The 10,416-nt window shown below is 71.7% G+C and carries 10 protein-coding genes; 4 read left to right on the forward strand and 6 right to left on the reverse strand.

The features are described from left to right. Window positions 1-9: 9 nt before the first annotated feature. The 3 genes from FM110_RS00395 to FM110_RS00400 form a co-directional block, all read right to left on the reverse strand. The gene (locus FM110_RS00395; RefSeq protein WP_087101597.1) at window positions 10-1,011 is read right to left on the reverse strand and encodes a glycoside hydrolase family 3 protein; all 1,002 of its coding nucleotides are present in this window, start codon (window positions 1,009-1,011) and stop codon (window positions 10-12) included. A gap of 106 nt (window positions 1,012-1,117) precedes the next feature. After that, window positions 1,118-1,363, reverse strand: coding sequence for a hypothetical protein (locus tag FM110_RS13600; RefSeq protein WP_143276189.1), 246 nt, complete (start codon window positions 1,361-1,363; stop codon window positions 1,118-1,120). A gap of 178 nt (window positions 1,364-1,541) precedes the next feature. Further along, on the reverse strand, window positions 1,542-2,579 hold the full coding sequence (locus FM110_RS00400) for a glycosyltransferase family 2 protein (protein WP_159457935.1): 1,038 nt from the start codon (window positions 2,577-2,579) through the stop codon (window positions 1,542-1,544). 154 nt (window positions 2,580-2,733) lie between these two features. Here FM110_RS00400 and FM110_RS14360 point away from each other — a divergent pair, with 154 nt between their 5' ends. The 4 genes from FM110_RS14360 (at window position 2,734) to FM110_RS00420 (ending at window position 6,723) form a co-directional block, all read left to right on the forward strand. Continuing rightward, complete coding sequence (locus tag FM110_RS14360; protein WP_087101601.1) at window positions 2,734-4,263, forward strand: glycoside hydrolase family 3 N-terminal domain-containing protein; 1,530 nt, start codon at window positions 2,734-2,736, stop codon at window positions 4,261-4,263. Further along, window positions 4,155-5,462, forward strand: coding sequence for a glycoside hydrolase family 3 C-terminal domain-containing protein (locus FM110_RS00410; protein WP_087101603.1), 1,308 nt, complete (start codon window positions 4,155-4,157; stop codon window positions 5,460-5,462). Before FM110_RS14360 ends, FM110_RS00410 begins: the two co-directional genes overlap by 109 nt. A 2-nt stretch (window positions 5,463-5,464) precedes the next feature. Further along, on the forward strand, window positions 5,465-6,178 hold the full coding sequence (locus FM110_RS00415; protein ID WP_234991798.1) for a hypothetical protein: 714 nt from the start codon (window positions 5,465-5,467) through the stop codon (window positions 6,176-6,178). 125 nt (window positions 6,179-6,303) lie between these two features. Next, entirely contained in the window at window positions 6,304-6,723 is a 420-nt protein-coding gene (locus FM110_RS00420; protein WP_087101605.1) for a hypothetical protein, read from the forward strand. A 121-nt stretch (window positions 6,724-6,844) separates the two neighbouring features. On the opposite strand, the gene FM110_RS00425 is transcribed toward FM110_RS00420, so the two are convergent. From FM110_RS00425 to FM110_RS00435, 3 genes are all read right to left on the reverse strand, one after another. Then, complete coding sequence (locus tag FM110_RS00425) at window positions 6,845-8,503, reverse strand: WXG100 family type VII secretion target (RefSeq protein WP_087101607.1); 1,659 nt, start codon at window positions 8,501-8,503, stop codon at window positions 6,845-6,847. Beyond that, window positions 8,500-9,450 carry a hypothetical protein gene (locus FM110_RS00430; RefSeq protein ID WP_087101609.1) on the reverse strand — a complete coding sequence of 317 codons (951 nt, stop codon included), beginning with the start codon at window positions 9,448-9,450 and terminating at the stop codon, window positions 8,500-8,502. The genes FM110_RS00425 and FM110_RS00430 overlap by 4 nt, the downstream gene beginning before the upstream one ends. A 283-nt stretch (window positions 9,451-9,733) precedes the next feature. Continuing rightward, window positions 9,734-10,416 (reverse strand): formyltetrahydrofolate deformylase (locus FM110_RS00435; RefSeq protein WP_143276191.1); only part of this gene is annotated, 683 nt, incomplete at its 5' end.

Genomic DNA, 10,416 nt, shown 5'->3' on the forward strand with positions numbered 1-10,416 from the left:
GTGCACCCATCAAATCGAAACCGACGACTCACAGAGCGACCGGACCGAATGAAGGGGGCGGCCTATGGTCACCGACACCTCAACGGTGATCTGCCCGTCAGGTCCTTCCATGCGCTGACTCGCGACCGAGTGTTCGAAGGTGGTGTAGCTCAGCCCGTATCCGAAGGGGTATACGACAGCCTGCTCGTAGTCGAGGAAGCCTTCGACGGCGGCGGTCTCGTAGAAGCGATACCCGCTGTAGATGCCTTCCTCGTAGTCGACGAAGTGAGCACCGTCGATGTTGGAGTAGGCGTGGGAGCCGAAGTTCTTGAACGTCGGATCCGCTGTGAAGTCCGCTGAGAAGATGTCGGTGGTGCGGCCGGAGGGATTGACTTCTCCACTGAGGATGCGACCGAGGGCGCTGAGCCCGTTCACGCCGGGGGAGCCGACGTGCAGGATCGCGTCGACTTCAGGGTCGTCCTCGAGAGTTCCGAGTTCCATCGAGGTCGAGGTGTTGATCACCACGACGACGGTGTCGAAGTTCTGCTCGGTGAGTGCCAGCGTTTCCTTCTCGTCAGAGTTGAGCTCGAGCTGGTGCTCGCCGTCGGACGCCGCGTCATCCCACTCCGTCATGTCGGTGGCGAGATCGCCGCCCTCGCCACCGCCGCGTCCGATCACGACCACCGCTGCGTCATGGAACTGCGCGAAGGAGTCGCGTGAGGCTTGTGAGTACTGGTCGACCGGCATCTCCCCGATCTTGTACGTGGACTTGTCGGGCTCATCCATCACGATGTTCGTGCGCCCGCCCTCGGAGGCTGGGCTCGCCTTCGCGTACTCGTCGAGCTGCGTGTACACCGTGTCATTGACTGTGAAGCCCGCCGTCTCGAGCGACGTCTTGAAGTCCACTGCGGTGGACGTATCCGCGCCTCCGGAGCCAGAGCCGCCGTAGATCGGATCCGCGGCGCCGCGGCCCAGAAGGGTGACCTTGCCGGCATTCATCGGGAGAGCGCCCGAGTTCTTGAGCAGGACCATGCCCTCGTCCCCGATCGAGTCGACGACCTTCGACGTCGCCGCCTTGGCCTCGTCGATCGAGGAGTGCTCGGACGCGTAGTACTGGGTATCGAGTTTGTCTCCGTCGTCAGTGTTGTCGATGGAAGTACGTGCCGGTGCCCATGTAGGACTCGATCGCAGTCCGCCAATAGCCGATAGCGACGTTGGCGCCTATGGCGACGACGGCGATGATCGCGACAACGGGGATCCACACAGCCAAGAACTTCTTGTTCGACCAGGGCTTCTTGTTTCTGCGTCGCTTCGAGGTCTTCGCAGGTGCATCGGCACCTGTCGGATCCTTGTCGGGTGTCGGCTGGGGAGCGGATGCGCTCACGAGCTCTTCTCCTTGCACTGGACTTGCCCGTCAGCTCCGACGGGCGATGTCGGGGAGCACGTGCCCCGCCGCAGGTTCAAGTCCATGGCATCGGAATCGCAGGCGCGACCGCGTGTGCACATTCGGTCGTTCTCGGCGCCTGTTCAGCAGGCCCTGCGACTGGCCCTGCCCGCCCCCGTCAGTTGAACCCGAAGCGCTTGCGCACCACGCGGTACGTCGTCCGGATGAAGCGGTGGCTGCCGGGTCCGCGGGCGCTGAGGATGACGTTCATCGGGGAGCGCCGGTACGCCCGGTAGCCCGCGGGGTTGGCCGCCTTGAGGTGGGCGAGCAGCTCGCGTCCCTGCGCGCGGGCCGTGTCGGTGCCGGCGAGGACGCAGAACGTGAGGGACACGCTCGTGACGATCGACAGGTAGTGCAGGAGGTACCGCGTCAGGGCGGGGGAGCGGACCGCGTCGGTCGCGAGCTCGTCGATCATCAGGCGGTTCACCCGCAGCTGCTGATCGAGGCGGCGCACGGCCACGGCCTCGTTGACGGACTGGTCCTCGCGCCCGATGAAGTACCAGTACAGCGGCACCGGCAGATAGTGCAGGGTGCGCGTGTGCTGGAGGGGCACCGAGGCGTAGAGGTTGTCGACGTAGAACGTGTGGCGCGGCAGCTCGAGGCCGCTCTCGACGAGCACCGAGCGCTTGTACGTGAGGGCGTGCATGAGGAAGTAGCTGCCGGTGCGGGGGCGCGCCGTCTGCTCCCAGGTGATCGTGCGGCGCGCGGGCAGGCAGTGGCGGTACTGGATGCGGCGGTCGCTGCTCTGGCGCACGTTGTCGTAGATGTAGTCGGTGATCACGACATCGGCCTGGCCGTCCGTCGGGAAGGAGTCGAGCGTCGACAGCAGGGCCTGCAGGGCCGCGGGGTCCAGGCGGTCGTCGGAGTCGAGCACCTTCACGTACAGCGCGCTCGCCGCCGCGATCCCGGTCATCACCGCAGCCCCGTGGCCGCCGTTGTCCTGCTGCACCAGGCGCACCACGCCGGGATGGCGCTGGGCGAAGCCGCGGGCGACCTCGGCGGTGGCGTCGGCGGACCCGTCGTCGACGACGATCACCTCGATGCGCTGGCCGAAGCGGTCGCGCGCCCCGTCGATCACCGAGTCCAGCCCCCGCGCCATGTAGGCGGCGGAGTTGTAGCAGGGCATCACGACCGCCAGGAGGGGGAGGGGCTGCATGGTCGCCATCGTAGGTAGATGGGCGGCGCGCAGGCCGGGCATCCGGGCTCGCGGAGCGGAACAGGGAGACGAATCGACCGATCGTGCGCGGGCGCGGTGCCAGTGCGGGGCGGGCGTCTTCAATGGGGGCACCCCGATGCAGGAAGGACCCGCCATGGCGCCGCAGCAGTCGCAGGCCGATGAACCGCCCCGGACGGATCGCCCGTCGCGGACGGACGCCGGGTCGCAGACGGTCAGCCCTTCGCCGCTGTCCGCCCTGACGCGCACCGAGAAGGCGTCGCTGCTCAGCGGGGCCTCCACCTGGCGGTCCCGGGAGCTGCCCGCCCGCTCGATCCGCGCGATCGAGTCCGCCGACGGCCCCCACGGCCTCCGCAAGCAGCTGGGCTCCGGCGACCACCTGGGGCTGAACGCCTCCGTGCCCGCCACCTGCTTCCCCACGGCGTCCGCCCTCGCCTCCAGCTGGGACGTCGAGCTGCTCGGCGAGGTCGGTGCCGCGCTCGGCGCCGAGGCCGCCGCCCACGGCGTCGACGTGCTGCTGGGCCCGGGCCTGAACATCACCCGCGACCCCCGCTGCGGGCGCGCCTTCGAGTACTTCAGCGAGGACCCGCACCTGGCGGGCACGCTCGCCGCCGCGATGGTCCGCGGCATCCAGTCCCGCGGCGTCTCCGCCTGCCCCAAGCACTTCGCGGTCAACTCGCAGGAGACCCGGCGCATGGCGTCCGACTCGATCGTCGACGAGCGCACCCTGCGGGAGATCTACCTGACGGCCTTCGAGATCGTGGTCCGCGACGCCCGGCCCGACGTCGTCATGAGCTCCTACAACCGCGTCAACGGCACGTACGCGCACGAGAACGAGCACCTGCTCACGCAGATCCTCCGCGAGGAGTGGGGCTTCGACGGCCTGGTGGTCTCCGACTGGGGCGGCGGGAACGACCCCGTCGCCGCCGCGCAGGCCGGCGGCACCCTGGAGATGCCCTCGCCCGGGATGGACTCCGTGCGCCGCCTGCTCGCGGCCCTCGACGACGGCACGCTCGACGAGGCCGACCTCGACGCCCGCGCCGCCGAGGTCATCGCGCTCGCCGCACGCGAGCGCCCCCGCGATGCCGGGCGCGTCCCCGACCCCGCCGCGCTCCTGGAGGACCACCACGCGCTCGCCCGACGTGCCGCCGCCCGCAGCGCCGTGCTGCTGAAGAACGATCCTGCCGCCGACAGCGACCCTGCTGCCAGCACCGCCGCCCCCTCCGCTGCTGCCGGTGCGAGCCCCGACTGTGCCGGTGCCGGTGCCGATGCGGGGGACGACCCCTCCGCCCCGCTGCTGCCGCTCGCCACCGGGACCCGCATCGCCGTGATCGGCGACATGGCCCGCACCCCGCGCTACCAGGGCACCGGCTCCTCCCAGGTCAACGCATCGCGCGTCACCGACCCGGCCACCGCTCTGGCCGCCTTCTCCCTGGAGGTCTGGCCGCCTCCTCCCTGGAGGTCGTCGCTGAGGCGCAGGGGTACCGGCGCGACGGCGCCGCGGACCCGGCCCTGCGCGAGCAGGCCGTCGCCGCCGCTCGTGAGGCCGACGTCGCGGTGCTCTCCCTCGGCCTCGACGAGATGCGCGAGTCCGAGGGCCTGGACCGGACGGACCTCGCCCTCGCCGCCGTCCAGATCGAGCTGCTCGCCGCCGTCCGGGCTGTGAACCCCCGCACCGCGGTGGTGCTCGCCGCGGGCGCCCCGGTCGAGCTGGGGTGGGCCCAGGGCGCGGCCGCCCTGCTGCACATGCATCTGGCGGGGCAGGCGGGCGGCCAGGCCGTCGCGGACCTGCTGACCGGTGCCGCCGAGCCCGGCGGGCGCCTCGCCCGGGCCCACGCCCGCTCCCTCGCCGACCATCCCACCGCCGACTCGTTCCCCGCCCTCGGCGAGGAGGCCGTCTACGCCGAGGGCCTGCGCGTCGGATACCGGCACCTGGACACCGCGGGCATCGACGTCGGCTTCCCGTTCGGCTTCGGTCTCGGCTACGGGCGCGTCGCGCTCGCCGACCTGCGGGTGGACCCCGTGCCCAGTGCGGACCGCCCCAGCGCGGACCGCACCGGCGAGGCGGCGGTGGATGGCGCATCGGCGGACGGGGCGCCGACGGACGGGGCGCCGGTGACCCTCGCCGTCGCGCACCTCACGGCCACGAACGCCTCCGACCGCGAGACCGGGGAGATCATCCAGCTGTACGTCAGCCGACCCGGATCCGCGATCGAGCGCCCCGTGCACGAGCTGCAGGGCTTCGCGCGGGTCGAGCTCGGCCCCGGGGAGAGCCAGGAGGTCGCGATCGAGCTGACCGAGCGGGCCTTCCGGCACTACGACCGCGACCGCGAGGCCTGGGCGATCGAGGGAGGCGACGCCGTGATCACCGTCGGCCGTCACAGCCGCGACCGGGCGCTCGAGGCGACACTGCACCTCGAGGGCCGCGTCCTCGCAGCGGCCCCGGCCGACCCCGCCGCCCCCCGCACCGTCGCCGAGACGGCCCAGCGGGCGATGCCCGAGGCACGGCACTTCGCCGATGATGCCGCCGTCGCGGAGCGCCGCGAGCTCGGCCTGAACGACCCGCTGCGCGACCTCGAGCACGCCCGCAGCCCGCTCGGTCGCGGCGCCCACCGCGTCCTGACCGCTCTCCTGCGCCGGGCCGAGCGCTCCGGGAAGCCCGACCTGAACCTGCTGTTCCTGCACAACATGCCCTTCCGCGCCATCGCCAAGATGTCCGGCGGCCTGCTGGGCACCGACGAGGTCAGGGGCATCGTCGACCTCGTCAACGGACACCACCTCGCCGGGCTGCGGCGCATCGCCCGCGCGGCCCTCACCACCCGCACCGCGTCGCGCTCCCTGGCGCGCGAGATCGAAGGACGCTGAGCATGGACGCACCCGAGACGACGCCGACAACCGCTGCACCCGAGAAGACGCCGACGGCGCCCGCCACGCAGGCCGAGGCAGCGGCCTCCGGCAATGGCCTGGTCCGCTGGTGGCGGCGCTTCGCCGAGAACCACGTGACGCTCTCGCAGTTCCTGGTGTTCTTCGTGCTCTCCAACGGGATCACGGTCCTGCAGCTCACGCTCATGCCGCTGGCCAAGTGGGTCTTCGGCTTCACCCCGCTCGTGGACCAGGCGTTCCAGGTCGGCGCGATCGGATCCAACGTCGATGGCTCGCAGTACTACGTCTTCGACTACGCCGCCGGCGCGCTCTCGCAGGGCGGCGGCGGAGGACTCGCCTACTTCCTGGCCGTCCAGATCACGATACTCATCGCCCAGGTCATCAACTTCTTCGCCCAGCGCTCCGTGACGTTCAAGTCCAACAGCTCGATCTGGCGGGCCGCCTTCTGGTACGCCATCGCCTACGTGATCATCACCCTCGTCGCGGCCGCCGCGCAGGGCTTCTACAAGGCCCCGATCTACGGCCTGCTCATGGACAGCTGGGGGCTCGGCAGGCTCGGGGAGACTCTCGCCGACGTCATCACGATGATCATCAACGCCGCGATCTCGTTCTGGGTGTTCTTCCCGATCTTCAAGGTGATCTTCAAGCAGGTCCCGGAGGAGGACGCGACCGACGGCGCGGAGGCGCCCGCGTCCTGACCCCTGGCGCCCGTCGTCCACAGGACTGCGCGGGCGGTGCTCGTCGCGGCCTGTCCGTGCGAGGATCGGCGCATCAGCCGGAGGCGAGCGAGGGGGACGGAATGGCCATGGGGCGTCGTAGGGCGATGCGCGGTGCGCTCGGTGCGGTGGGCGCGCTCGTGCTCGGGGGCCTCGTGTCCGGGTGCGGGCCCTCGAAGGAGGACATCGGGGCGGACCTGCGCGCTGCCGCCGAGGCGGTGGAGGGCGTGGATTCCGTCGAGGCGGAGGTGGACGGCGGCGGCGAGTTCGAGACCTGGTTCAGCGGGGTCATCTCGATCGACGCGTCCGACCGTGCTGAGCTGCTGCGGATCTATGACGCGGCTCTCGGCGCCGTCGTGCGGCGCATCGCGGAGGCCGGGTACAGCGAGCACATGAGCCTGAAGGATCTGGTGGGCAGGGCCGAGGCGGGCGAGGTGACGGTCTTCGACCTGGAGCCGACGCTCACGCGCTCGAGCCGCCATATCCATGCACGTCTGCTCTTCGAGCGCTACGGCGTGGACGGCTGAGCGCGGAGGGACGACGGAGCTTCTTGGGCAGCGCGTCAGGACGTTCGACGTGCCGGCGCCTCCGAGTGTTCGGCGCGCTCGAGCAGCATCCTGCAGGCGGCACCGTGCGGATGCGGCCCGTTCAGCGCGTTCCGCGCCACACGCTGACCACGGTCGATGACTCGATCACCACGCCGGGGCCGATGTACGTGCCCTCCAGATCCCGCTGGAGGGCGGACAGCACGGGGTCGGTGCCCGTCGCGGCGACCACGTCCGGGTGATACCCGTAACCCGGGTCATCGGGATCGTACGAGTCATGGTTGTCGAACATCGGCTCGGTCCCTTGCGAGACGAGGCCCGGGCTGCCGTCGACGATGACCTCGTGCACGTTCGGGGCCTGCAGGGTCCCGCCGCTCACCTGAGCGCCCTGCAGATCCAGATGGGCGATGGGGTCTCCCGTGTAGGCGATGTCGGCGGGCACATCCACGGTGAACGGGCCCACCTGCTGGGGACGGGTGACGAGATGGGGGTCCAGCCCCTCCGGACCGTGCGTCACGTTGACCACCTCGGTCCCCGCCTGCGCGGGCACGACGGTCTGCACCGGAGAGCCCACCGAGAAGGTGTTCGTGACGTTGTAGCTGCCCGCGTCCCCGCAGGAGGAGTTGAAGGTGGGATCGGCCGCCAGGTGGGTCGCGACGATCCCTCCCTGGGAGTGCCCCACCAGCATGACGTCGGCCCCGGCGGGGACCCCGGCCGCGTCCATCGCCGCCCGCACCTCGTCCATCGCCGCGGGGTGCTGCCCCGCGACGAGGCGCAGGTTGGATGCCCAGTCGCGGGAGTTCCCCTGGGCGCCGTAGGCATCGGGGAACTCCTCGATCCCCGCGCCCTCGGTCGGGGGGATCTGGACGATGTAGACGGGATCGCCGCCGTCGGCGGGGCGGATGCGCTGGATGCCGATCTGGCCGCTGTCGACGCCCGTGCCGCCGGGCATGCGCAGCGAGTCGTTCTCGATGATGAGGTCGCCGAGGGACTGGGCGGGCCCGGCCTCGGTCTCGGTGCGCATGATGGGGTCGCCGGCCTCATCGCGGAGCACGTCGCCGGGGCGGTCGTCCAGGAGCGGCGTGTCCTCGCCGGTGAGGAGCTCGTAGGCCGCGACGCCCGAGGATCCTGCGGCCAGGAGCGAGCTCGCGGCGAGCTCGCTGATCGTCGGGACGCGCTCGCCGGTCGCCAGATCGGTGAGGACGGATCCGAGGTGGTCCGCATCGCGCCGGAACTGCTCGAGGCCTCCGGTCTGGGTCCCCAGGGCGTCTCCCATGCCGACCGCGAGGTCGATCGTCCGATCGAGTCCCCAGCCGATCGCGTCGCTCGTCGTCTGCGCCGTCCAGGACAGGGCCGCCTCGGCGGGCTCCTCGAGCCAGTTCGTGAGCCACGGGTTGTCCTCGTGGCGGTAGCCGTCATCGCGAGCGCCGTCGGGCGCTGCCGGGATCGTCGATCCCGCCGCCCCGCCCGGGCCGCACTGCGGACCGCCGTCCTGGTCGGCGGAGGCCTCGTCCTGCTCCTCGGCCTCGCTGCGCACCGCCTCCCCCTCGGTGCGCAGGCGCTCGCCGAGCTCGACCAGCCGAGCGCCGGCGCCCGAGGCCCAGGAGCTGCGGAAGGCGTCCGCGTCGGGTCCCGTCCAGTCGACGGCGTCGATCGTCGCGGCCAGGCGGTCGCGGAGGCTCTCGAGAGAGGTGCCCGCCGTGCCGAGTCGCTCCGCATGGGCGCGCGTCGCCTCGACGTCCATGCCCCAGAACCCGGTCATCGCGTCATCGCCTCCCCGGCGCTGTCACCGGCGCTGAAGCGCACACCCTGATCGAGCAGCGGCAGGAGCGTGCCGAGCACGTCACCGGGCGCGACCTCCTGGATGCTCCCGGGCGGTGCTCCGCTCGCGTCGGTGCGCAGCAGGGCATCGCCGTGCTGGGTCCACACGCGGGCGAAGGTGACGGGAGGGGCGTCCTCGCGGGGCCTGTCCGAACGGGGCACGCCATCGGGGCGAGCGGCGTCACCGCGGGCGTCCGGGTGCAGTGTGAGGGACAGGGAGACCCGTGGTCCCGCGGCGGTCAGGGCCGACAGCAGCGCGGGCTCGATCCCCTCGAGCTCCCGGGCCGCCTCGGCAGGGGAGCGGCCCTCGCGGATCGCGTCGATGATCGCCCGCGCCTGCTCCGGCGCCAGGCGCATCGATCGCGCGGCGGACTCCTGCGTGAGCAGCGGCGGCGCGGACAGCGGCCCGGCGGGCAGGGCGTCGGCCAGACGCGCGGGGAGGTCGGCGAGGTGGACCTCGGTGATCGCCGACGTCGACGGGGTGCCCGATGCCTGGGCCTCTGCGTCCGTCGCCCGCGCGTCAGCGTCCGTCGCCTGCGCGCCGGGGTCCGTGCCCTGCGGATCCGCGGCCTCGACGGTCGCGCCGTCGGGATGCAGCCCCACCCGCAGCGTCCGCGGTCCCGCCCCCTCGTCGACCGCGAGAGTCAGCAGGGCGGGCGTGGTCGCATGGCGCAGCACGAGGAGGGCGGCGTCGTGATCGAGATCGGCGTCGAGTCCGGGGCCGGGCGCGGCATCACCGGCACGGCCTCCGGCATCGGCGGTGTCTCCCGCTGCGGCGGAGTCCTCGGCCAGCACCCGGTAGACCGGATGCACGGCGGACGGATGAGCACCGGCGGCGATCGCGGCGCGACGGATGCGGCCGGGGCGGATGCGCGGCGGTGCGGACATGGTGCTCCTCCTGCGGGGACGGCGCGTCCCGAGCAGAGCCGGGCGCGAGCGTGGTGCGACTGTATGGGAGACGGTGCCGCCGAGCGATGGGGAGCAGTCCCCATCGGGGTGCCCGCCCGGCCCGGGATGGCCCGTCCTGCCGATGCCGTGCAGTCTTGCGCCCTGAGGGGTGCTGCGCGATGCCCCGGAGCCGAACTGTGGACCACTCCGGCGTGTGGAGGACTCGGCGGTCCTGCGCCCGTCCTCGTTCTCGCGCCTGTGCCGGCCCCGATCCTGTCCCGCGTCAGCGGAAGACGACCGTGCGGCTCCCGTCGAGCAGAACGCGGTGCTCGCTGAACAGCGCAATGGCCTGGCGCAGCGTGCGCGACTCGGTGTCCTGGCCGATCGTCATCAGCTCCTGCGGGGTCCGGGTGTGGTCCACCCGCATCACGTTCTGCTCGATGATCGGCCCCTCGTCGAGGTCCGTCGTCACGAAGTGCGCGGTCGCGCCGATCTGCTTGACGCCGCGGCGGTGCGCCTGGCGGTACGGGTTGGCGCCCTTGAACCCCGGCAGGAACGAGTGGTGGATGTTGATGCAGCGCCCGGAGAGCTCCTCGCACAGCTCGGGCGAGAGCACCTGCATGTACCGGGCCAGCACCACCAGCTCGATATCGTGCTCGGCCACGACCTGGCGCACGCGGTCCTCGAAGGCCGCCTTGTCCGCGGGCCCCGTGATGGGCCGATGCTCGAAGGGCACGCCGTAGAACTCCGCGAGGCGCGCATTGTCGTCGTGGTTGGCCAGGATCAGCGGCACCTCGAGCGACAGGTGCCCGGACTCGACGTGGAACAGCAGGTCGTTCACGCAGTGCTTCGCGGTCGAGGCGAGGATCAGCGTGCGCATGGGGCGCCCGACCGTGTCGACCGTCGCGGTGATGCCGAAGCGCTCGACCACCGGGGCCAGCTCGCGCTCCAGCTCCTCCCGGCTCG

It is taken from the genome of Brachybacterium nesterenkovii, from assembly GCF_900163655.1.
GTDB classification, from domain to species: Bacteria; Actinomycetota; Actinomycetes; order Actinomycetales; family Dermabacteraceae; genus Brachybacterium; species Brachybacterium nesterenkovii.